Source organism: Streptomyces sp. NPDC046870 (assembly GCF_040704595.1).
Taxonomy (GTDB): domain Bacteria; phylum Actinomycetota; class Actinomycetes; order Streptomycetales; family Streptomycetaceae; genus Streptomyces; species Streptomyces argyrophylli.
In genome coordinates, this window is record NZ_JBEYXM010000013.1 from 60,019 (window position 1) to 82,010 (window position 21,992).

The 21,992-nt window shown below is 71.6% G+C and carries 15 protein-coding genes and 1 pseudogene; 3 read left to right on the plus strand and 13 right to left on the minus strand.

Annotated elements, in window-relative coordinates:
* Nucleotides 1-15: 15 nt before the first annotated feature.
* Nucleotides 16-1,953 (minus strand): acyl-CoA dehydrogenase family protein, encoded by a 1,938-nt coding sequence (locus tag AB0946_RS25630; RefSeq protein ID WP_366763002.1) that lies wholly within the window; start codon nt 1,951-1,953, stop codon nt 16-18.
* A gap of 256 nt (nt 1,954-2,209) precedes the next feature.
* Between AB0946_RS25630 and AB0946_RS25635 the strand changes: the two genes are divergently transcribed.
* A complete protein-coding gene (locus AB0946_RS25635) occupies nt 2,210-3,223 on the plus strand; it encodes a LacI family DNA-binding transcriptional regulator (protein WP_366763003.1) in 1,014 nt (337 codons plus the stop codon).
* Nucleotides 3,224-3,390: 167 nt separating this feature from the next.
* Here the strand turns inward: AB0946_RS25635 and AB0946_RS25640 are convergent, their stop codons facing one another.
* The 4 genes from AB0946_RS25640 to AB0946_RS25655 all read right to left on the minus strand — a co-directional run bounded on the left by AB0946_RS25640 (nt 3,391) and on the right by AB0946_RS25655 (nt 9,644).
* Complete coding sequence (locus AB0946_RS25640; protein ID WP_366763004.1) at nt 3,391-3,702, minus strand: hypothetical protein; 312 nt, start codon at nt 3,700-3,702, stop codon at nt 3,391-3,393.
* Between the two features lie 152 nt (nt 3,703-3,854).
* Nucleotides 3,855-5,300, minus strand: a complete 1,446-nt coding sequence (locus tag AB0946_RS25645; protein ID WP_366763005.1) for an aldehyde dehydrogenase family protein — start codon at nt 5,298-5,300, stop codon at nt 3,855-3,857.
* A 166-nt stretch (nt 5,301-5,466) separates the two neighbouring features.
* On the minus strand, nt 5,467-7,044 hold the full coding sequence (locus AB0946_RS25650; protein WP_366763006.1) for a PucR family transcriptional regulator: 1,578 nt from the start codon (nt 7,042-7,044) through the stop codon (nt 5,467-5,469).
* A 107-nt stretch (nt 7,045-7,151) separates the two neighbouring features.
* Nucleotides 7,152-9,644, minus strand: a complete 2,493-nt coding sequence (locus AB0946_RS25655; RefSeq protein ID WP_366763007.1) for an ATP/GTP-binding protein — start codon at nt 9,642-9,644, stop codon at nt 7,152-7,154.
* A gap of 279 nt (nt 9,645-9,923) precedes the next feature.
* Between AB0946_RS25655 and gabT the strand changes: the two genes are divergently transcribed.
* Together gabT and AB0946_RS25665 are read left to right on the plus strand one after the other, a co-directional pair.
* The gene (gene gabT, locus AB0946_RS25660) at nt 9,924-11,258 is read left to right on the plus strand and encodes a 4-aminobutyrate--2-oxoglutarate transaminase (protein WP_366763008.1); all 1,335 of its coding nucleotides are present in this window, start codon (nt 9,924-9,926) and stop codon (nt 11,256-11,258) included.
* Nucleotides 11,259-11,919: 661 nt separating this feature from the next.
* Nucleotides 11,920-12,183, plus strand: a pseudogene (locus AB0946_RS25665) (phosphatase PAP2 family protein); the annotation flags it as partial.
* Between the two features lie 52 nt (nt 12,184-12,235).
* On the opposite strand, the gene AB0946_RS25670 reads toward AB0946_RS25665, so the two are convergent.
* The 8 genes from AB0946_RS25670 to AB0946_RS25705 form a co-directional block, all read right to left on the minus strand.
* The gene (locus AB0946_RS25670; protein WP_366763009.1) at nt 12,236-14,044 is read right to left on the minus strand and encodes a glycoside hydrolase family 18 protein; all 1,809 of its coding nucleotides are present in this window, start codon (nt 14,042-14,044) and stop codon (nt 12,236-12,238) included.
* 84 nt (nt 14,045-14,128) lie between these two features.
* Nucleotides 14,129-14,587: a hypothetical protein gene (locus tag AB0946_RS25675; RefSeq protein ID WP_366763010.1), complete on the minus strand. Its 459-nt coding sequence runs from the start codon at nt 14,585-14,587 to the stop codon at nt 14,129-14,131.
* A gap of 192 nt (nt 14,588-14,779) precedes the next feature.
* A complete protein-coding gene (locus AB0946_RS25680; protein ID WP_366763011.1) occupies nt 14,780-16,210 on the minus strand; it encodes an FAD-dependent oxidoreductase in 1,431 nt (476 codons plus the stop codon).
* 38 nt (nt 16,211-16,248) lie between these two features.
* Nucleotides 16,249-17,049 carry an ABC transporter permease gene (locus AB0946_RS25685; protein ID WP_366763012.1) on the minus strand — a complete coding sequence of 267 codons (801 nt, stop codon included), beginning with the start codon at nt 17,047-17,049 and terminating at the stop codon, nt 16,249-16,251.
* Nucleotides 17,050-17,979, minus strand: a complete 930-nt coding sequence (locus tag AB0946_RS25690; protein ID WP_366763013.1) for an ABC transporter permease — start codon at nt 17,977-17,979, stop codon at nt 17,050-17,052.
* On the minus strand, nt 17,979-19,130 hold the full coding sequence (locus tag AB0946_RS25695; RefSeq protein WP_366763014.1) for an ABC transporter ATP-binding protein: 1,152 nt from the start codon (nt 19,128-19,130) through the stop codon (nt 17,979-17,981). Before AB0946_RS25695 ends, AB0946_RS25690 begins: the two co-directional genes overlap by 1 nt.
* A gap of 2 nt (nt 19,131-19,132) precedes the next feature.
* Nucleotides 19,133-20,380, minus strand: coding sequence for a spermidine/putrescine ABC transporter substrate-binding protein (locus AB0946_RS25700; RefSeq protein WP_366763015.1), 1,248 nt, complete (start codon nt 20,378-20,380; stop codon nt 19,133-19,135).
* Between the two features lie 50 nt (nt 20,381-20,430).
* Entirely contained in the window at nt 20,431-21,966 is a 1,536-nt protein-coding gene (locus AB0946_RS25705) for a gamma-aminobutyraldehyde dehydrogenase (RefSeq protein ID WP_366763016.1), read from the minus strand.
* Nucleotides 21,967-21,992: the final 26 nt, after the last annotated feature.

The window sequence follows — 21,992 nt, forward strand, 5'->3', positions numbered from 1 at the left end:
TCCAAACGAGAGGCCCTAGCTCCCGAAGGGACGGCGGGCGTTCTCGCGGGCCGAGGGGCCGGGGGTCGCGTCCGCGATCCACGGCCCCTCCCCCGACGGGTCGAGGATGCCCTCCTCCAGCCAGGTGTAGGAACCCGCGAGGACGTGCTTGACCACCTTGCGGTCCAGGTCGTCGGTGTTGGTCCACAGCCGGGCGAAGAGTTCGTCCACCCGGATGCGGGCCTGCCGGCAGAAGGCGTCGGCGAGCTGGTAGGCCTCGCGCCCGTGCTCGCCCTCGCGCCACAGCCGCTCGGCGCGGACGCAGGCCGCGCTCATCGCGAACAGCTCGGCGCCGATGTCCACGATCCGGCCGAGGAAGCCCTGCTTGGTCTCCATCCGGCCCTGCCAGCGGGACATGGCGTAGAAGGTGGACCGGGCCAGCTTGCGGGCCGTGCGCTCGACGTAGCGCAGGTGTCCGGAGAGGTCGATGCCGTGCTTGAACTCGCCGTACGCCGTCGGCAGCTGCCCCGGCCCGGCGACCAGCCTCGGCAGCCACTTGGCGTAGAACACGCCCGCGTTCGCGCCCGCCCTCGCCTTGGCGGACAGCGGTTTGTCGGGGTCGATCAGGTCACCGGCGACCGAGAGATGGGCGTCGACGGCCTCCCGTGCGATGAGCAGGTGCATGATCTCCGTGGAGCCCTCGAAGATGCGGTTGATCCGCAGGTCGCGCAGGATCTGCTCGGCCGGCACCGCACGCTCGCCGCGCGCCCGCAGCGACTCGGCCGTCTCGTAGCCGCGCCCGCCCCGGATCTGGACCAGTTCGTCGGCCATCCTCCAGGCCATCTCGGAGCCGTAGAGCTTGGCGAGGGCGGCCTCGATGCGGATGTCGTTGCGGTCCTCGTCGGCCATCTGCGAGGACAGGTCGAGCACGGCCTCCAGGGCGAAGGTGGTGGCCGCGATGAAGCTGATCTTGGCGCCGACCGCCTCGTGCAGCGCGACCGGCTTGCCCCACTGCTCGCGTTCGGCCGCCCACTCGCGGGCGATCTTCAGACACCACTTGCCGGCTCCAGCGCACATGGCGGGCAGCGACAGCCGGCCGGTGTTCAGGGTGGTGAGGGCGATCTTCAGCCCGGCGCCCTCGGGGCCGATGCGGTTGGCCGCCGGGACCCGCACCCGGTGGAAGCGGGTGACGCCGTTCTCGATGCCGCGCAGCCCCATGAAGGCGTTGCGGTTCTCGACGGTGACGCCCTCGGACGCCGCCTCCACGACGAAGGCGGTGATGCCGCCCTTGTGCCCCTCGGACTTCGGCACGCGCGCCATGACGACGAGCAGGTCGGCGACCACCCCGTTGGTGGTCCACAGCTTCACCCCGTCGAGCACGTAGTGGTCGCCGTCGGGTACGGCGGTGGTGGCGAGGCGGGCCGGGTCGGAGCCGACGTCCGGCTCGGTGAGCAGGAAGGCGGAGATGTCGGTGCGGGCGCAGCGGGGCAGGAAGGCGTCCTTCTGCTCCTGGGTGCCGAACATCTTGAGCGGCTGCGGTACGCCGATCGACTGATGGGCGGAGAGCAGCGCGCCGACGGCGGGGCTGACGGAGCCGACCAGGGCGAGGGCCTTGTTGTAGTACAACTGGGTGAGGCCGAGGCCGCCGTACTTGGGGTCGATCTTCATGCCGAGGGCGCCGAGTTCCTTCAGGCCCGCCACGACCTCGTCGGGGATGCGGGCCTCGCGCTCGATCCGGGCGGGGTCGATCGCGGTCTCGCAGAACGCGCGCAGCTTCGCCAGGAACTCCTCGCCGCGCCGCACGGACTCGTCGTCGGGCAGCGGGTGGGGATGGATGAGGTCGAGCCGGAAGCGCCCGAGGAAGAGCTCCTTGGCGAAGCTGGGCTTGTGCCAGTCCTGCTGCCGGGCGGCCTCCGCCACCTGGCGGGCCTCGCGCTCGGTGACGGTGGTGCGTGGGGTGGTGGTGGCGGACATACAGGCTCACCTCGCCGCGAAGAGGGACGAATGGGACCGTTCGTTACCGACCAGTGCTACTGGATCGTTGGTACCCGAAACGGGCCGACGCCACCACCCCTCGCGCGCGAACGGCCGAAAGGCCCACCGGGCGAGTCGAAGCGCTTCGACAGCCTATGGACACCCCACCCTGCCTGGAGCTAGTGTCTGTCTTACCCTTACCCACCTTGTCCGCAATGCGCCGTGTCGAAGCGCTTCACAAAATCTGGAGAGCCGGATGGTCACCCTCGCCGAGGTCGCTCAGCACGCCGGGGTCTCGGCGAGCACGGTGAGCTACGTCCTCAGCGGCAAGCGGTCCATCTCCGCGACCACCCGGCAGCGGGTCGAGCAGAGCATCCGGGAGCTGGGCTACCACCCGAACGCGGGTGCCCGCGCCCTGGCCGGCAAACGGTCCAGCATCATCGCGCTGATGGTCCCCCTGCGCACCGACATGTACGTGCCGGTGATGATGGAGATCGCCATCGCGGTGGCCACCACGGCCCGGGCGCACGGCTACGACGTCCTGCTGCTCACCGGCGAGGAGGGGCCCGACGCGGTGCGCCGGGTGACCGGCAGCGGTCTCGCCGACGCGATGATCCTGATGGACGTCCAGCTGGAGGACGAGCGGCTGCCGCTTCTGCGGGGGACCGGCCAGCCCTCGGTCCTCATCGGCCTGCCCGCCGACACCGCCGGGCTGACCTGCGTGGACCTGGACTGGAGCGCGACCGGCGCGCTGTGCGTGGAGCATCTGGCGGGTCTCGGCCACCGCGACATCGCCGTCATAGGCGAGGCCCCGGCGGTCTACGAGCGGCACACCGGCTTCGCCGAGCGCACCCTGGACGGCCTGCGCTCCCGGGCCCGGGAGACGGGCGTACGGGTGCTGCACCGGCCGTGCGAGGGCGGCTACGACGCCCTCGCGCTGACCGTGGGCCGGATCCTCGACGAGCGTCCGGGGACGACCGGGTTCGTGGTGCAGAACGAGTCGGCGGTGGAACCGCTGCTCGCGCTGCTGCGCCAGCAGGGCCGGGCCGTGCCCGAGGACGTGTCCGTGGTCGCGATCTGCCCGGACCAGGTCGCTGTCCAGGCCTCGGTACGGCTGACCTCGGTCGCCATCCCCGCCCAGGAAATGGGCCGGCAGGCGGTGGAGCACCTGGTGGCCAAGCTGGACGGGCGGGGCGGCGACGAGGTCGTCCTGCTCACCCCCGAGCTGACCGCACGGGCGAGTTCGGGACCGGCGCCGGCCGCGCCCTGACCACCCGCCGGGCCCGGCCCCTGCGGGGGACGCCTTCGCCCGCCCTCCTGCCCGAACGCCGGTTGAGGCTCCGCAGAACCCCGGCACCAGGAAGGGGCCCGGCACCGGAAGACAGCGGTGCCGGGCCCCTTCGGGGTGGCGGGGTGCGGGGACGTGCCCCGTCACCGCTAGCGGACCACGACGATCACGGTGCCTCCGTTGCCGAAACGGTGATCGAAGCCGTGGTCGAAGCCGTGGTCGAAGCGATGACCGAAGCCGTGATCGAAGCCGTGGTCGAAGCGATGACCGAAGCCGTGGTCGAAGCGGTGGTCGAAGCAGTTCCAGCCGTTGTTGCCCCAGCACCAGTCGTCGGTGACCCGGGTGGGCACGGCGGGGGCTGCCGCCGAAGCCGTGCCTGCTGCACCGATCGCGGCGCCGCCGGCCATCACCAGGCCGGCCGCGGACGCCGCGAAGAGGCGCCTCGCGCGTGATGCTCGCATGGTGGCCCTCCTTCCTCCCTCAGGGATGCGGCCCTAGTTCGTGTACGTCGGCGCGGCCCTTCCGGATTGCCTCGGCGAGGCAGAACGGCGAACGGCCGCAGCCCCCGCACAGTGGGCTGCGGCCGTTCCGTTCCCGACCTGTCCGTGGCAGGTCAGAGCGCGAGACCGGTGAGGACCAGCACGCGCTCGTAGGTGTAGTCCTCCATCGCGAACCGCACGCCCTCGCGGCCCACACCGGACTGCTTGACGCCGCCGTACGGCATCTGGTCGGCGCGGTAGGACGGGACGTCGCCGATCACCACACCGCCGACCTCCAGGGCGCGGTGGGCCCGGAAGGCGGCCTGGAGGTCGTGGGTGAACACGCCCGCCTGGAGGCCGTACTTGGAGTCGTTGACCGCGGCGAACGCCTCGGCCTCGCCGTCGACCTTCTGCACGGTGAGGACGGGCCCGAAGACCTCCTCGCAGGAGAGGGTCGCACCGGCCGGTACGTCGGTGAGCACGGTCGGCGCGTAGGAGGCGCCGTCACGGTCACCGCCGGTGAGCAGGGTGGCGCCGGCCTCGACCGCCTCCTTGACCCAGGACTCGACGCGCTTGGCCGCGTCCTCGCTGACCAGCGGGCCGACGTCGGTCTTCGGGTCGGACGGGTCACCGGTGACCTGGGCCTCGACGGCGGCGACGATCCGCGGCAGCAGCCGGTCGTACACGGAGGCGTCGGCGATCACGCGCTGCACCGAGATGCAGGACTGGCCGCCCTGGTAGTTGGAGAAGGTCGCGATGCGGGTGGCGGCCCAGTCCAGATCGGCGTCGGAGGCGTAGTCGCCGAGAACGACCGCGGCCCCGTTGCCGCCCAGCTCCAGCGTGCAGTGCTTGCGCGGCACCGAGTCCATGATCGCGTAACCGACCTTCTCGGAACCGGTGAAGGAGATGACGGGCAGGCGCTCGTCCTGGACCAGGGCGGGCATCTTGTCGTTCGGCACCGGCAGGATGCTCCACGACCCGGCCGGCAGGTCGGTCTCGGCGAGCAGGTCGCCGATGATCAGGCCGGACAGCGGGGTGGCCGGGGCCGGCTTGAGGATGATCGGGGTGCCGGCGGCGATCGCCGGGGCGACCTTGTGGGCGCACAGGTTCAGCGGGAAGTTGAACGGCGCGATGCCGAGCACGACACCCTTCGGGAAGCGGCGGGTGAGCGCCAGCCGCCCCTGGCCGCCGGCGTCGGTGTCCAGCCGCTGGGCCTCGCCGCCGTTGAACCGGCGAGCCTCCTCGGCCGCGAACCGGAACACGGAGACGGCACGGCCGACCTCGCCCCGGGCCCACTTGACCGGCTTGCCGTTCTCGGCGGAGATCAGCTGGGCGATCTCCTCGGTGCGCTCGGCCAGCCGCTTGCTGACGTGGTCCAGAGCGGCGGCGCGGACGTGCGCCGGGGTGGCGGCGAAGTCATCGCGGACGGCGTACGCGGCGGCCACGGCCTCCTCGACCTGGGCATCGGTCGGCACGCTGACCTTGCCGACGAGCCGGCCGTCCCACGGGGACGTGACGTCGAAGGTGTCCTCGCCGGTGGCCTGGCGGCCGGCGAGCCAGAAGGCATGGGTGGAAGTCATGTACGAGTCCCGGCCCTTCCGCGTTGGAGGTGTGTCGCTTGGCTTGCGTGCTCCACGGTAGGGCGGGGGCGGCCGGGGGGCGTTTGTCCGAGTCGTAGCAGTGGGCGGACCGGGCACTACTGATTGGACTACTCGGCGCTCCGCATCACCGCGGGCCGCTTCCGCACTACTCCGTGGACGTCGCCTTCAGGGCGAGCCACAGCTCCATCCGCACATCGGGATCGTCCAGGCTGCGCCCCAGGATCTCCTCGACCCTGCGCATCCGGTACCGCAGGGTGTGCCGGTGCACCCCCAGGTCGGCCGCCGCCGCGTCCCACTGCCCGTGCCGCGACAACCACGCCCGCAGCGAGGCGACCAGGTCACCCCGGCCGGTGGCGTCGTGCTCGTGCAGCGCCCGCAGCAACCCGTCGGCGAACGCCTTCACCGCGTCGTCCGCCAGCAGCGGGAGAACGGACCCGGCGGCCAGCTGCTCGTGCTCCACGAACACCCGCCCCCGCCGCCGCGCCACCGACAGCGCCTGCTCGGCCTGCTTGTAGGCCGCCGCCGCCGCGATCGGCCCGGCGGGCGCGGACAGGCCGACGACCAGCGGGTCCTCCTCCGCCCGTCCCTGCTCGGCCGCCGCCCGGTCGGCCTCCCGCGCCGCCGCGTGATCGACGCACGCGGCCACCGCCGCACCCCGGTCGGCGGCCAGCACCACCAGCCGCTCCCCCTCGGGAACGACCAGCACGGCCTCCCCGGCCCGCGCCGCCGCGCTCTCCACGGTCTCCGCGAGCTCGCCCAGCGGTTCGCCCGCCGGACCGGAGCCGGACTCGGCGACGATCATCCGGAACGGGGCGTCCAGCAGCTCGCCGTACAGGTCACCGGCGACCGCCCGGGCATGGTCGGGCTCGCCCGCGAGGAGCATGCGCAGCACCGCCGCGCCGACGCGCTGCTCCGCCGCGTGCAGCGAGCGGGAACGTTCGGTGGTGAGGGTGAGCAGGGCGATGGCGGAGTGGACGGCGTACCGTTCGGCGGTGCCGAGCGCGGCGGCCGTCCCCACGGCGAGCGCGGCGCGCGGGCGACGGCCGGTGCCGAGGCTGTGCAGCTCCACCCGGTCCTCGTGCTCGGGGCCGCCGACGACGGAGGACGCGGGCGCGGGCCGCTCCCGCAGCCGTTCCACCTCGGCGGTGAGCCGGGCGGCGCGGCGGCCGGCCCACTCCGGCGCGGCGGCGACGACGGCGCCCGAGGCGTCGTACAGCGCGGCCCAGCCGTCCACCTGGGCGGACAGCGCGGTGAGCACCCCTTCCGGGCCGGCGTTCAGCGCCTGTCTGGTCAGTTCGCGCTGGGCGGCGAAGCCCGCGGTGACGGCCCGGTACTGGTCGGCGGCTATCGCCGCGGAGACGGCCTTGCTGATGGCGAGGAAGGGGGTGCGGCGCGGCACCTCCAGCAGCGGCAGCCCCTCCTGCGCGCAGGCGTCGACGAGGGCGTCCGGGATCTCCTCGTAGTTGACCCCGACGGCGAAGCCGAGTCCGACCACGCCCGCGCCGACGAGCCGCCGCACGTACCGCCGCATGGCCTCGGGGTCCTCCGCGTCCAGCTTGAGCGCGGTGATCAGCAGCAGCTCGCCGCCCTCCATGTAGGGGACGGGGTCGGCCAGCTCGCTGACGTGCGCCCAGCGGACGGGCACGTCCAGACGGTCCTCGCCCGCGCGCACGGTCAGCTTGAGCGCGGAATGGTGGACGAGCGAGGCGAGAGTCGGGGGCATGGGGCCTTCACGGTGAGGGAGATCCGTCGATCCCGGTGATCTTTTGGCCGCCGTGTATGAACGGCCCACCCCGATTCTGCCTCACCGTACGAGGCCGCGCTGGCCTCTCACCCCCGCAGGTCCACCAGCAACGGCGGCGCGTGCTCCCCCTCGACGGTGGTCAGCGACAACACGGCATGCCCCGGCGGCACCCCGTGGGCCAACTCGGAAGCCGACCACCGCTCCCGCTCGACCTGCCGCACGGTGACGGCCTCGGTCGTCACCGCCTTGCCGGTCACCAGCTTGCGCAAGGCATGGATCGCTCGGGTCATCGGCTGGTCCGCGAAGACGGTGTGCCGGGCCACGTCCCGTGTCTCGACCCACTGCGTGCCCCAGGCGTCCGCGAACCGGCTGCCGTCCCAGGTGGTGACTCCGGAGAAGGCCATGCGACAGCCGACGGCCGCGTACAGCGGGCCGTGCAGCGTCTCGGGGACGTCCCCGACGGTACGCAGGGCAAGCACCACACCCGCGTTGCGGGACCGCAGACGCTGGACGCGCCGGACCGATTCCGCTGTCACGGCGCCGGTGGCGTCGTCCAGGACCAGGCAGGCGAAGTGGGTGCGTTCGCCCGCCATCGCCACGGCGCCGAACTGCGCGAGAAGCAGCCGGGTGATGAGCCGGGCCGCCTCGTCGTGTCCGCGGTCGGGCAGGTCGATCCGGACCCGCAGCGGATGGTGGGCGATGGCGCGCAGCGAGAACGGCCGGGCCGCTGTTCGGTCAGCACCGAGGAATTCGGCGAACGCCGGCCGGTCCAGTACGGCCAGGCGGTCGGCCAGGACCGGGCCGGGATCGCCGGCGCTGCCCGACTGCCGGACACGCGCGTCGAGCTCGCGGCGCATCGCGGTGTGCTCGTCGCCCGGGAGCGCGGCGCGCAGTGCGCTGAGGACCGAGGGCTCGCCTTCCAGTAGTTCCCGGAGCAGCGGCAGCGTCGGGAAGCGTCCGTACGCCGCCCGGTACGGACCGAGGAGCTGGGCCAGTGCGGTGGCGGCTCGCTGGGTGCTGACCGTGTCCAGATCACCGGCCAGTCCCTCCGCCAGGAAGGCCGCCGCCTCGTCCGGGTCGTGGGAGTCCGCGTACGGGTCCAGGTCGTACACGGACGCGGGGTCGCCGAGGCGTACGACGACGTCGTAGGCGGAGTCCGGGCCCAGCGGGGTCCCGGCCGCGCAGACGGCGACGACCGCGCACTGCCCGGCGAGGGCCTGCAGGGCGAGCGACTCGACGACGGGCCCGATCAGATGGCGCGTCTTCCCGGAACCGGAAGGGCCCACAGCCAACAGCGAGGTCCCGAGGGTGTCAGGCCCGAGCGCCGCCCCCGCTCCGCCGTAGGCCGGGGGCGTGCGGTCGCCGGTCGCCCATCGCCCGATGCGAACCTGCCCGGCCAGCAGGTCGTGCCGGGCGGAGCGGCCCGACAGATCGCGGTCGCCGGAGGGGTGGGTCCAGGCGGCGGCGCCGTCGCGCAGGACCGTCTCGGTGAAGGAGGAGAGCCGCGCCCGGGCCCGGGACACCGTCCACATGTGACTGATCCGGGCGCAGTCCACGTCGTTCATCCGGCCGTCGCGCAGTTCCGCGGTGAGTGTGTCCGCGGCCTGGTGCTGACCGGCCTCCCGCAGCTCCGGCCAGGACGACGGGCGCCGGTCGACGGCCGGCTCGGCCGCCTGGGCGGCGGCAGCCTTCGCCCGGCCGCGCGCCGCGATCGTCTCCGTGGCGAATGACCACCAGCCGCCGACCCGGGCGAAGGGCCACAGCACGAGCAGCGTGATGAGCGTGTAGAGCCCGTCCGTCAGCAGCTTGGACCCGAACACCGTGTAGTCACCCGTGATCAGGACGATCAGGGAGAACAACGGGTCCTGCACCGGCAGGGCGTTCCAGCCGACGCCGAAGGCGCTGGGGAAGACGAAGGCGAGCGCGATGAGCGCGCCGAGGGCCGCGATCAGGGCGCGCGCCGGCTGCGGACGGCGGGTGACGACATGCCGGATCAGATCGGACCAGCTGCCCAGGCGCGCCATGGCGAAGACGAGGATCGCGAAGAACACGCCGTCGGCGACCGTGATGGCCTCCGCGCCCTGGTAACCCTTCGGTGACGTGGTTCCGGCCCACCACCAGTCGTCGGGGGTGAACAGCTTCAGGACGGCCCACTGGTAGGGGACGCTGCCGTGCCGCCACAGTGACCACAGCAGGAGCCCCGCCACCAGTGGGACGAGGAAGCCGACGATGGTGACCGGGGCGAGGCGCTGCCCTTCGCGCGCGACCTTGGGCAGGCGGTAGCCGTGACGCCAGATACCGGGTTCGGCCTCTGGCCGCGGCTCGTCGACCCAGTCGGCGACGGGCGAGCGGTGGGGCTGAGCGGGCGGGGCGTACGAGGGACGGCCGCCGGCGCCCGACACGTCCGGTGCGCGCGTCGGCCGTGGCGGCACGGTGGGACCAGGGTGAGGTGGGAAGCCGCTGCCATGAGGGGCGGATGGCCCGCCCTGGGGTGGCGCGGGCGTGTCCGGCGCCGCCATAGGCCGCGGTAGCGGGTTCGCGTGGGTGCCGCGGGTGTCGCGCGGCGCGTCACTGTCCATCGACCTTGCCCCCTGACCAGCCGTTCCGTCCGTCGTCAGCGAGTCAATCTAACGCCCCGGCAGGGGGAGTTCACCGCTTACGCGGCCGGAAGGAGCCGTACCCGCCCGGCCGGGCTATGTCCACGGCGGACAAGGGGGGTCGCCGAAAACTCCCACATGGAGCATGCCCACTCGCCGGAACCGGTCTTAGCCTGCGGGAAAAGAAGGTATGCGTCCGAAAACGCACCGCCCGGGACCGCCCGGGACCGCCCGGTACGCAAGATCATCAGGGAGCCCCCCATGACCGCACTTCCGCAGGAGCGCCGCGTCGTCACCGCCATCCCCGGCCCGAAGTCGCAGGAGCTGCAGGCCCGCCGTACCGCCGCGGTCGCCCAGGGCGTGGGCTCCGTGCTGCCCGTGTTCACCGCGCGCGCGGGCGGCGGCATCATCGAGGACGTCGACGGCAACCGGCTGATCGACTTCGGGTCCGGCATCGCCGTGACGAGCGTCGGCGCCTCCGCCGAGGCCGTGGTGCGCCGCGCGAGCGCCCAGCTCGCCGACTTCACCCACACCTGTTTCATGGTCACCCCGTACGAGGGCTACGTGGAGGTCGCCGAGGCGCTCGCCGAGCTGACCCCGGGCGACCACGCCAAGAAGTCCGCGCTGTTCAACTCGGGCGCCGAGGCCGTCGAGAACGCCGTCAAGATCGCGCGTGCCTACACCAAGCGGCAGGCCGTGGTGGTGTTCGACCACGGCTACCACGGGCGGACCAACCTCACCATGGCGCTGACGGCGAAGAACATGCCGTACAAGCACGGCTTCGGACCGTTCGCGCCCGAGGTGTACCGCGTGCCCGTCGCGTACGCGTACCGCTGGCCGACCGGCCCGGAGAACGCCGGCCCGGAGGCCGCCGCGCAGGCCATCGACCAGATCACCAAGCAGGTCGGCCCGGACAACGTGGCCGCGATCATCATCGAGCCGGTGCTCGGCGAGGGCGGCTTCATCGAGCCGGCCAAGGGCTTCCTGCCGGCCATCCGCCAGTTCGCCGCCGACAACGGCATCGTCTTCGTCGCCGACGAGATCCAGTCCGGCTTCTGCCGGACCGGACAGTGGTTCGCGTGCGAGGACGAGGGGATCGTGCCCGACCTGATCACGACCGCCAAGGGCATCGCCGGTGGTCTGCCGCTCGCCGCCGTCACCGGCCGCGCGGAGATCATGGACGCCGCGCACGCCGGCGGCCTCGGTGGCACCTACGGCGGCAACCCGGTCGCGTGCGCCGGTGCGCTCGGTGCCATCGAGACGATGAAGGAGCAGGACCTCAACGGCAAGGCCAAGCGCATCGAGGAGATCATGAAGGGTCGCCTCACCGCCATGGCCGAGAAGTTCGACGTCATCGGTGACGTGCGTGGACGTGGTGCCATGATCGCGATCGAGCTGGTCAAGGACCGCGCCACCAAGGAGCCGAACCCGGAGGCCACCGCCGCGCTCGCCAAGGCCTGCCACGCCGAGGGCCTGCTGGTCCTGACCTGCGGCACCTACGGCAACGTGCTGCGCTTCCTGCCGCCGCTGGTCATCGGCGAGGACCTGCTGAACGAGGGCCTCGACATCATCGAGCAGGCGTTCGCCCGCATCTGAGCGGCCCTGCGGACCCGCGCATATGAGCGGGCGGTCCGCACCGCTGAAGGCGCCTGCGGCAGGCCGTGTGAAGAAGGTGTGCGGGGTGGATGACGGGAGCGGATTCCGTCTGCCCAAGCGCCGCCGCCTGCCGTAGGTTCTCCTCAGATGAGAGATACACCCGCCCACAGGGGACTGCGGGCGGACACCGGGCCGGGGCCTCCCCAGCTTCGACCTGGTCGTGCCCTCGCGCACACAACCGGCGCCTGACGGCTCCGGGATCTCCTCACCGATCGGACGGTCGCCGCCCCAAACCCCCCGGGGCGCGCGACGTTCCGGTCCGGACGGCCGCCTCGGAACCACCCCCCCTGTTCCGGGGCGGCCGACCTCCTTCCCCGCGGTCGTCTGCCAAGCTGGGCCCATGCTGCTCCTGGTCCTCCCGGCGGTCGTCTTCGCCCTCGTCACCTGGCAGGTCGTCGCCGACGGGCCGCTGCTGCGGCTGGACGCGGACGCCAGCCGGGCCCTCGTGCACCCTGACCGGTTCTCCCAGCTGCTCTCCGACCTCGGCAACGTCCAGGTCGCCCTGCCCGTGCTCGCCGCGGCCCTCGGGTACGTGGCCTGGCGGGGCCGGGCCGCCGGTGCCGGGCGGTGGTGGCTGCCGCCGCTCGCCGCGGCCGTGCTGATGGCGCTGGTCCCGGCGGTCGTGGTCCCGCTGAAGGTGTGGACGGCCCGGCCGGGGACACCGGTGGTGCCCCCGGGGACCGGGTACTTCCCGTCCGGTCACACGACGACGGCGGCGGTCGCGTACGGTTCCGCGACCCTGCTCCTCCTCCCCTGGCTCCGCTCCCCCGCCGCCCGCCGTGTCCTGGTCGCGGGGTGTGCGGCCCTGGTCCTCGGGGTGTCGTACGGGCTGGTCCGCCACGGCTGGCACTGGCCGCTGGACGTGGTGGCCGGCTGGTGCCTGGGCACGGTGCTGCTGGCCACCCTGTCCCGCGTGCTCAGCCGAAGTACGCGTCGAAGTTCTTCTGGAACTCCCAGTTCGCGTAGCGGTCCCAGTTCACCGACCACGTCATCAGACCCCGCAGCGCGGGCCAGGTCCCGTGCGTGGCGTACGAGCCGCAGTTCGTCCTCCTCGTCAGGCAGTCCAGGGTCTTGGTGACCTCGGACGGGGAGACGTAGCCGTTGCCCGCGTTGGCCGACGCCGGCATGCCGATCGCGACCTGGTCCGGGCGCAGCGGCGGGAAGACGTTGTTCGGGTCGCCGGCGACCGGGAAGCCGGTGAGGAGCATGTCGGTCATGGCGATGTGGAAGTCGGCGCCGCCCATGGAGTGGTACTGGTTGTCCAGGCCCATGATCGGGCCGGAGTTGTAGTCCTGGACGTGCAGGAGCGTGAGGTCGTCGCGCAGGGCGTGGATGACCGGGAGGTAGGCGCCGCAGCGGGGGTCCTGACCGCCCCACTTGCCGGTGCCGTAGTACTGGTAGCCGTTCTGCACGAAGAAGGTCTCCGGGGCCATGGTGAGGACGAACTTCGCGCCGTACCTGGCCTTCAGGGTCTTCAGGGCGGAGATGAGGTTCACGATCACGGGAGTGGTCGGGTTCCTGAAGTCCGTGTCGTTCGCGTTCAGGGACAGCGAGTGGCCCTCGAAGTCGATGTCCAGGCCGTCGAGGCCGTAGGTGTCGATGATCTTCGAGACGGAGGAGACGAAGGTGTCGCGGGCCGCGGTCGTGGTGAGCTGCACCTGGCCGTTCTGGCCGCCGATCGAGATCAGTACCTTCTTGCCGGCGGCCTGCTTGGCCTTGACGGCCGCCTTGAAGTCGGCGTCGCTCTCCACGTTCGGGCACTCGGTGACCGGGCAGCGGTTGAAGCGGATGTCCCCGGAGGTGACCGAGGTGGGCTCGCCGAAGGCCAGGTCGATGACGTCCCAGCTGTCGGGGACGTCGGCGAGGCGGGTGTAGCCGGCGCCGTTGGCGAAGCTGGCGTGCAGGTAGCCGACGAGGGCGTGGGCGGGCAGGTCGGACGGGCCGCCCCCGCCGCCGGTGCCGGTCGTCGCGGTGACGACCGCGGACTTCGCGGACTCGCCGGCGTCGTTCACCGCGGTGACCTGGAAGCTGTACGCCGTCGAGGCCGCGAGGCCGGAGACGGTGGCCGAGGTGCCGGTCACCGTCTGCACCCTGGTGCCGTCGCGGTAGACCGCGTAGCCGGTCGCGCCGGTCACCGCGGACCAGGACAGTCCGACGGAGGACGAGGTCACGGTGGTGGTCCGCAGACCGGTGGGGGCGGCGGGCGGCTGTGTGGTGCCGCTGCCGCCGGGGCCGACGAGGGTGAGGTCGTCGGCGTGGTAGGCGCCGGTGCCGTACCAGCCGTGGGTGTAGATCGTGACCCTGGTGGTGGCCGCCCCGGTACGGAAGGTGGTGCTGAGCTTCTGCCAGTCGGGGGCGGACTGGGTCCAGGCGGAGACGTCGGTGGTGCCGGTGCCGCTCGCACCGAGGTAGACGTAGGAGCCGCGGACGTACCCGGACAGGGTGTACTGCGCGTTCGGCTGGACGGTCACCGTCTGGGAGCACTGGGCGTTGTCGCTGCCGGCCGGGGTGGCCTGGAGCGCCGCGCTCCCGCTGTGCACGGGTGAGGTGACGGTGGTGCCGGCGGTGCAGGTCCAGCCGGTCAGGCCGGACTCGAAGCCGCCGTTGACCGCGACGTCCGCGTCGGCCGCGCGGGCGGCCGACGAGAGCGCGGTGATGCCGGGCACGGCCAGCAGTGCGGCCGTGAGCGCGGCGAGGACGGATCTGGGGCGTCTGGCGCGGTCCACAAGGGCCTCCGGGTGGCGGGGAGTTGGAGGGGAGGAGCGCACACAACTTGGTCCAGACCAATCGTGTTGTCAAGGTGCCGGGCTCTACCCGCCCCCGCCCCTCTCCCTCGCCGCCCCCGCCGCCGCCTCGTGCATCGCCAGTTCCAGCAGCGCCGGGTCGGTCAGCGTGCCCGAGCCGTCCGGCGGCACCAGCCAGCGCACGCCCCGGGTCGCCCGGCCCGGGTGCGGCACGACGATCCAGGTGCCGGCTCCCGCGGTCCTGATCCCGGTGCCGAGCCAGCGGGCCGCGGTGCCCGGGGGTACGAGGAACCCGACCCGGTCGTCGCCGAAGTCGACGAGCACCGGGCCGAGTTGGTCGAGGACGCGGGTGAGCACGTCGAGGGTCGGGTAGCCGAGGGCACCCGGAAGGATCAGGACGTCCCACGCCTTGCCGGCGGGCAGCAGCGCGACCCCGAGGGGGTTGCGCTCCCACTCCCTGCGGCAGGCCTCGGGGTCCGGTGCGACGGATGCCAGCCATGCGACCGCCGTCTTCGCCCCAGTCATGAGAGGGCCTCCCTTTCTCCCGTGGTTCACGTGGACGCGGTCGCGTCCGTCACGAGGGAGAGGGAGGTCCTCCGGGGAGCATTACGCGGGTTCGGCCGACTTGTTGCGGCGGCCCGGTGTGGACCCGGGCCAGGGTCTTTCGTGTGGATCAGGCCGGACCCCGCGAGCCCGGCATGATCCGAACGAGAGGCCCTAACTGTCGAAGCCCAGTCCCAGCCGGTCCATCGTCCGCAGCCACAGGTTCCGGCGGCCCCCGTGGGCGTCCGCGCGGGCCAGCGACCACCTGGTCAGGGCGATGCCCGTCCAGGCGAAGGGCTCCGGCGGGAACGGCAGCGGCTTCCTGCGGACCATCTCCAGCTCGGTCCGCTCGGTGCGCTCCCCGTCCAGCAGGTCGAGCATCACGTCCGCGCCGAACCGGGTCGCGCCGACGCCGAGGCCGGTGTAGCCCGCCGCGTAGGCCACGCGGCCCTGGTGGGCGGTGCCGAAGAACGCCGAGAAGCGGGAGCAGGTGTCGATCGCGCCGCCCCAGGCGTGGGTGAAGCGGACGCCCTCCAGCTGCGGGAAGCACGTGAAGAAGTGGCCCGCGAGCTTGGCGTACGTCTCGGGCCGGTCGTCGTACTCGGCACGGACCCGGCCGCCGTAGGGGTAGATCGCGTCGTAGCCGCCCCACAGGACGCGGTTGTCGGCGGACAGCCGGAAGTAGTGGAACTGGTTCGCCGAGTCCCCGAGGCCCTGTCTGTTCTTCCAGCCGATCGAGGCGAGCTGCTCGGCGGTCAGCGGCTCGGTCATCAGGGCGTAGTCGTAGACGGGGACGGTGTACGAGCGCACGCGGCGCAGCAGGCTCGGGAAGATGTTCGTGCCGAGCGCGACCTTGCGGGCGCGGACGGCGCCGTACGGGGTGCGTACGGCCATCCCGGCGCCGTAGCTCCTGAGGGTCAGGGCGGGCGTGTGCTCGTACACCCGCACCCCGAGCTTCAGGCAGGCCTTCTTCAGGCCCCACGCCAGCTTGGCCGGGTGGAGCATGGCCACGCCCCGGCGGTCCCACAGGCCGGCCTCGAAGGTGGGCGAGTTCACCTGCTCGCGCACCGCGTCGGCGTCCAGGAACTCGATGCCGTCCGCGAGGCCCTTCTCCTGGAGTTTCCGGTGCCAGTCGCGCAGTTCCCGGGCCTGGTAGGTCTCGGTGGCGACGTCGATCTCGCCGGTGCGTTCGAAGTCGCAGTCGATGCCGTGCCGGGCGATCGCCGCCTCGATCCCGTCGAGGTTGCGCCGGCCCAGCTCCTGAAGCCGGTGGATCTCGTCGGGCCAGCGGGCCAGGCCGTTGGGCAGGCCGTGCGTGAGGGAGGCGGCGCAGAAGCCGCCGTTGCGGCCGGAGGCGGCCCAGCCCGCCTCGCGGCCTTCCAGCAGCACCACATCGCGCCGCGGGTCGCGCTCCTTGGCGTTCAGCGCGGTCCACAGCCCGCTGTAGCCGCCGCCCACGACGAGCAGGTCGCAGGTCTCGGTGCCGGTGAGGGCGGGCTCGGCGGGTGGCTTGCCGGGGTCTTCCAGCCAGTACGGGACCGGCTGGGTTTCGGAGAGAGAGGCGATCCAGTTGTCTTTGCCACGGCTCATGGCGCTCGGGGCCATGATTTCAACTCCCTACAGAGGACGTTCAGCGAAAGGGCTTATGCCTTTTGCTTGTTCCGGCGATTGCTGATGACCATCGACGTCAGCACGAAGAGGACGGCGATCAGGAACATGGCCGTGCCGATCACGTTGATCTGGACGGGTGTTCCACGCTGGGCCGAGCCCCACACGAACATGGGGAAGGTGACGGTCGAGCCCGCGTTGAAGTTGGTGATGATGAAGTCGTCGAAGGACAGGGCGAACGACAGCAGCGCGCCCGCGGCGATCCCGGGTGCCGCGATGGGCAGGGTGACCCGCAGGAAGGTCTGCGCGGGGCCGGCGTACAGGTCCCGGGCGGCCTCCTCCAGGCGCGGGTCCATCGACATCACGCGGGCCTTGACCGCGGTGACGACGAAGCTCAGGCAGAACATGATGTGGGCGATGAGGATCGTCCAGAAGCCCAGCTGGGCGCCCATGTTCAGGAACAGGGTGAGCAGCGAGGCGGCCATGACGACCTCGGGCATCGCCATCGGCAGGAAGATCAGCGAGTTGACGGCGCCGCGCGCGCGGAAGCGGTAGCGGACCAGCGCGAAGGAGATCATCGTGCCGAGGATCGTGGCGCCGACCGTCGCCCACACGGCGATCTGGAGGCTGATGGACAGCGAGCCGCACATGTCGGCGACACCGCAGGGGTCCTTCCAGGCGTCCGTGGAGAACCGCTGCCATTCGTAGTTGAAGCGCCCCTTCGGTTTGTTGAAGGAGAACACCGTGACGATGACGTTCGGCAGCAGGAGATAGGCGAGCGTCAGCAGTCCGGCGATGACGACGAGACGGCGCTTGAGCCAGGTGACGAAGGGCATTTAGACCAGGTCCTCCGTCCCGGACCGGCGGATGTAGAGCGTGACCATGGCCAGGATCGCGGCCATGAGGATGAAGGAGAGGGCCGCGGCCGTCGGGTAGTCCAGGATGCGCAGGAACTGCGTCTGGATGACGTTGCCGATCATGCGGGTGTCGGTGGAGCCGAGGAGTTCGGCGTTGACGTAGTCACCGGCCGCCGGGATGAAGGTCAGGAGCGTCCCGGAGACCACGCCCGGCATGGACAGCGGGAAGGTGACCTTGCGGAAGGTGGTCCACGGCCTGGCGTACAGGTCGCCGGCCGCCTCGTGCAGCCGGCCGTCGATCCGCTCCAGCGAGGTGTACAGCGGCAGGATCATGAACGGCAGGAAGTTGTACGTCAGGCCGCACACGACCGCGAGCGGGGTGGCGAGGACCCGGTCGCCGGCCGTCCAGCCGAGCCAGTCGGTGAGGTCCAGGACGTGCAGCGAGTTCAGCGTGTGCACGACCACGCCGTTGTCGGCGAGGATCGTCTTCCAGGCCAGGGTGCGGATCAGGAAGCTGGTGAAGAACGGCGCGATCACCAGGATCATGATCAGGTTCTTCCAGCGGCCCGCGCGGAAGGCGATGAGATAGGCCAGCGGGTAACCGAGCAGCAGGCACAGCACGGTCGCGGCGGCGGCGTAGAACACGGACCGCAGGAACTGCGGCCAGTACGCGGACAGGGCGTCCCAGTAGGTGGCGAAGTGCCAGGTGACCTTGTAGCCCTCCTCCAGGGAGCCCTGCTGCACGGAGGTGGAGGCCTGGTAGAGCATCGGCAGCGCGAAGAAGACGACCAGCCACAGGATGCCGGGCAGCAGCAGCCAGTACGGGGTGAACCGGCCGCGCCTGCGCGGGGGCTTCTTCTCCGGGGCCGCGGGCGCGAGAGGCGGGGGCGCCTCGGTGAGGGTGGACATCAGGCGGCGACCTCTTCCTCGGTGCCCGCGTCGATGTCCTGAGCGGCGTCCAGGCCGAACGTGTGGGCCGGGTTCCAGTGCAGGACGACCTCGGCGCCGGGGACGAGCCGGCCGTCCCGCTCGACGTTCTGCACGTACACCGCCAGCTCGTCGCAGACCGGGCTGTCGATGACGTACTGCGTGGAGACGCCGATGAAGCTGGCGTCGGCGATCGTGCCGGTCAGGCGGTTGCGGCCCTGCGGGATCTCCCCCGCGTCGTCGGCGTGCGTGAGCGAGATCTTCTCCGGGCGGATGCCCACCAGCACCTTGCCGCCGGCCGTCGTCGGGGCGGAACACCGCGCCTCGGGCAGCACCAGCTTGCCGCCGCCCGCCTTGAGCACGATGTCGTCGCCGTTCTTCGTGTCGACCTCGGCCTCGATGAGGTTGGAGGTCCCGAGGAAGTTCGCGACGAAGGTGCTGCGCGGGTTCTCGTACAGGTCGGCCGGCGAGCCGAGCTGCTCGACCCGGCCGCCGTTCATCACGGCGACCGTGTCGGCCATGGTCATGGCCTCCTCCTGGTCGTGCGTGACGTGGACGAAGGTGATGCCGACCTCGGTCTGGATGCGCTTGAGCTCCAGCTGCATCTGGCGGCGCAGCTTGAGGTCCAGGGCGCCCAGCGGCTCGTCCAGCAGGAGCACCTTGGGGTGGTTGATCAGCGCGCGGGCCACGGCGACGCGCTGCTGCTGGCCGCCGGAGAGCTGGTGCGGCTTCTTGCGCGCCTGCTCGCCGAGCTGGACCAGCTCCAGCATGTCCTCCACCTGCTTCTTCACGCTCTTGATGCCGCGCCGGCGCAGACCGAAGGCGACGTTCTCGAAGATGTCGAGGTGCGGGAAGAGGGCGTAGGACTGGAAGACCGTGTTCACCGGCCGTTTGTACGGCGGCAGATGCGTGACGTCCTGGTCGCCGAGCCGGACGGTGCCCGTCGTGGGCTCCTCCAGGCCGGCGATCATGCGCAGGGTGGTGGTCTTGCCGCAGCCGGAGGCGCCGAGCAGGGCGAAGAAGGAGCCCTCGGGCACGGTCAGGTCCAGCGGGTGCACGGCGGTGAAGGAGCCGTACGTCTTGGAGATGCCGGAGAGGCGGACGTCGCCGCTGTTGTCTGGTGTCGTCTTCATCGTCACGCCCCTGTGAGCTTCGCGAACTTCTCTTCGTAGGCCGTCTCTTCCTTCTGGCTCAGGGAGCGGAAGGCGTGGGACTTCGCCTGCATGGCCTTGTCGGGGACGATCAGCGGGTTGTCCGCCGCGTCCTTGTCGATCTTCGCAAGGTAGGGCTTCACACCGTCGACCGGCGTCACGTAGTTGATGTACGCGGCGAGCGCCGCGGCCTGCTCGGGCTCGTAGTAGAAGTCGATGAGCCGCTCGGCGTTCGTCTTGTGCCGCGCCTTGTTGGGGACGCACAGGTTGTCGGTCGACGTCATGTAGCCGGTGTCGGGGATGACGAAGTCGACGTCTGGGCTGTCCGCCTTGAGCTGGACCACGTCGCCCGCCCAGGCGACGCAGGCCGCGAAGTCGCCCTTGGTGAGGTCGGAGGTGTAGTCGTTGCCGGTGAAGCGGCGGATCTGGCCCTTGTCGACGGCCTTCTGGAGGCGGGCGATCGCCGCGTCGAAGTCGTCGTCGGTGAACTTCGCCGGGTCCTTGCCCATGTCCAGCAGGGTCATGCCGATGGAGTCCCGCATCTCCGACAGGAAGCCGACGCGCCCCTTCAGCCTGGGGTTGTCGAGCAGGTCGGAGACCGACTTCACCTCGATGCCGTCGAGCGCCTTCTTGTTGTAGGCGATCACGGTGGAGATGCCCTGCCAGGGGTATGAGTACGCCCGCCCGGGGTCCCAGTCCGGGTTGCGGAACTGGGGCGAGAGGTTGGTGTACGCGTGCGGGAGGTTCGACGGGTCGAGCTTCTGCACCCAGCCCAGGCGGATCAGCCGGGCGGCCAGCCAGTCGGTGAGGACGATGATGTCGCGGCCGGTGTCCTGGCCCGCGGCGAGCTGCGGCTTGATCTTGCCGAAGAACTCGTTGTTGTCGTTGATGTCCTCGCTGTAGTTGACCGTGATCCCGGTCCGCCGGCGGAAGGTCTCCAGGGTGGGGTGGTGCTTGCCGCTGTCGTCGACGTCGATGTACTCGGTCCAGTTGGAGAAGTTCACGACCTTCTCCCGGGCCGAGTGGTCCTGGGCGGAGGTGCCGCCCTGGGTCTTGCCCGCGGCGGGGATCCCGCAGCCGCTCAGCGCCCCGAGGCCGCCGGCGGCGAGCGCGCCGCCCGCGGACGCCCGCAGCAGCGACCGGCGGGTCAGAGCGGCCCTGCCGCCCAGCAGGCTGCGCCGCACGGCGGCCACCTGGGGCGGAGTGAGGCGGTCGGGCTCGTACTGCTCCATGCGCGTGGTGCCCTTTCGGAGGATCGGCCTGGTCGGTGGCCTGGTCGTCGCTAGCGGTCCCCGAAGATCGTGCGGTGCCAGTCCTTCGCGGCCACCGCGGTGTTGTCGAACATTACGTGTTTGACCTGCGTGTACTCCTCGAACGAGTACACCGACATGTCCTTGCCGAAGCCGGAGGCCTTGTAACCCCCGTGCGGCATCTCGCTGATGATCGGGATGTGGTCGTTGACCCAGACGCAGCCCGCCTTGATCTCGCGGGTGGCCCGGTTCGCGCGGTAGACGTCGCGGCTCCACGCGGAGGCGGCCAGACCGTACGGGGTGTCGTTGGCCAGCCGGATGCCCTCATCATCACTGTCGAACGGCAGTACGACCAGTACCGGACCGAAGATCTCCGACTGGACGATCTCGCTGTCCTGTGCCGCGTCGGCGATCAGGGTGGGCCGGTAGTAGGCGCCGTCCTTTAGGTCGTCTCCGGGGGCCTCGCCGCCGGTCACCACGCGTGCGTAGCCCCGCGCGCGGTCCACGAATCCGGCGACCCGGTCACGCTGGACGTGCGAGATCAGTGGCCCCAGGTCGGTTCCGGGCGCGAACGGGTCGCCGAGCCGCACGGTCTCCATCAGCGCGGCGGTCCGTTCCACGAACGCCTCGTACAGCGGGCGCTGCACGTACGCGCGCGTGGCGGCCGTGCAGTCCTGCCCGGTGTTGATGAGCGCGCCGGCGACCGCGCCGTGCGCGGCGGCCTCCAGGTCGGCGTCGTCGAAGACCACGAAGGGCGCCTTGCCGCCCAGCTCCAGGTGCAGCCGCTTGACGGTGGCGGTGGCGATCTCGGCGACGCGTTTGCCGACGGCGGTGGAGCCGGTGAAGGAGGTCATGGCCACGTCGGGGTGCCCGACGAGGTGCTCACCGGCCTCCTTCCCGGTCCCGGTGACGATGTTGACCACGCCCTCCGGGATGCCGGCGTCCGTGGCGGCCCGCGCGAACAGCAGCGAGGTCAGCGGGGTCAGCTCGGCGGGCTTCAGCACGATGGTGTTGCCCGCGGCGATCGCCGGGAGGATCTTCCAGGCGGCCATCTGGAGCGGGTAGTTCCAGGGTGCGACGGAGCCGACGACCCCGATGGGCTCGCGCCGGACGTATGACGTGTGGTCGCCGGAGTACTCACCGGCGGACTGCCCCTGCAGGTGCCGGGCCGCCCCCGCGAAGAACGCGGTGTTGTCGATGGTCCCCGGCACGTCGAACTCGCGGGTGAGCTTGAGCGGCTTGCCGCACTGGAGGGACTCCGCGCGGGCGAACTCCTCGGCGCGGTCGGCGAGCACGGCGGCGAACCGGTGCAGCGCGTCCGAGCGCTCGCCCGGGGTGGCGGCGGCCCAGCCGGGGAAGGCGGCGCGCGCGGCGGCGACGGCCGCGTCGACGTCCTCGGTACCGGCCAGCTCGTAGGTGTACACCTCGGCGCCGGTGGCCGGGTCGACCACGGAGTGCGTACGGCCCGAGGTGCCCCGGGCGGGCCGGCCGGCGATGAACTGCGCGCCGTCCGCGAGGCGGTCCTGTGCGGGGAATCGTTCCGGGGTGGCGGTGCCCGGGTTGTGCATGTCGCTCTCCTCCGCCGTGCGCCCGT

Excerpts from the sequence above, each read along its gene's own strand:
- AB0946_RS25630 (WP_366763002.1), bottom strand. The coding sequence starts at position 1,953 with ATGTCCGCCACCACCACCCCACGCACCACCGTCACCGAGCGCGAGGCC.
- AB0946_RS25635 (WP_366763003.1), top strand. The coding sequence starts at position 2,210 with ATGGTCACCCTCGCCGAGGTCGCTCAGCACGCCGGGGTCTCGGCGAGC.
- AB0946_RS25640 (WP_366763004.1), bottom strand. The coding sequence starts at position 3,702 with ATGCGAGCATCACGCGCGAGGCGCCTCTTCGCGGCGTCCGCGGCCGGC.
- AB0946_RS25645 (WP_366763005.1), bottom strand. The coding sequence starts at position 5,300 with ATGACTTCCACCCATGCCTTCTGGCTCGCCGGCCGCCAGGCCACCGGC.
- AB0946_RS25650 (WP_366763006.1), bottom strand. The coding sequence starts at position 7,044 with ATGCCCCCGACTCTCGCCTCGCTCGTCCACCATTCCGCGCTCAAGCTG.
- AB0946_RS25655 (WP_366763007.1), bottom strand. The coding sequence starts at position 9,644 with ATGGACAGTGACGCGCCGCGCGACACCCGCGGCACCCACGCGAACCCG.
- gabT (WP_366763008.1), top strand. The coding sequence starts at position 9,924 with ATGACCGCACTTCCGCAGGAGCGCCGCGTCGTCACCGCCATCCCCGGC.
- AB0946_RS25675 (WP_366763010.1), bottom strand. The coding sequence starts at position 14,587 with ATGACTGGGGCGAAGACGGCGGTCGCATGGCTGGCATCCGTCGCACCG.
- AB0946_RS25680 (WP_366763011.1), bottom strand. The coding sequence starts at position 16,210 with ATGGCCCCGAGCGCCATGAGCCGTGGCAAAGACAACTGGATCGCCTCT.
- AB0946_RS25685 (WP_366763012.1), bottom strand. The coding sequence starts at position 17,049 with ATGCCCTTCGTCACCTGGCTCAAGCGCCGTCTCGTCGTCATCGCCGGA.
- AB0946_RS25690 (WP_366763013.1), bottom strand. The coding sequence starts at position 17,979 with ATGTCCACCCTCACCGAGGCGCCCCCGCCTCTCGCGCCCGCGGCCCCG.
- AB0946_RS25695 (WP_366763014.1), bottom strand. The coding sequence starts at position 19,130 with ATGAAGACGACACCAGACAACAGCGGCGACGTCCGCCTCTCCGGCATC.
- AB0946_RS25700 (WP_366763015.1), bottom strand. The coding sequence starts at position 20,380 with ATGGAGCAGTACGAGCCCGACCGCCTCACTCCGCCCCAGGTGGCCGCC.
- AB0946_RS25705 (WP_366763016.1), bottom strand. The coding sequence starts at position 21,966 with ATGCACAACCCGGGCACCGCCACCCCGGAACGATTCCCCGCACAGGAC.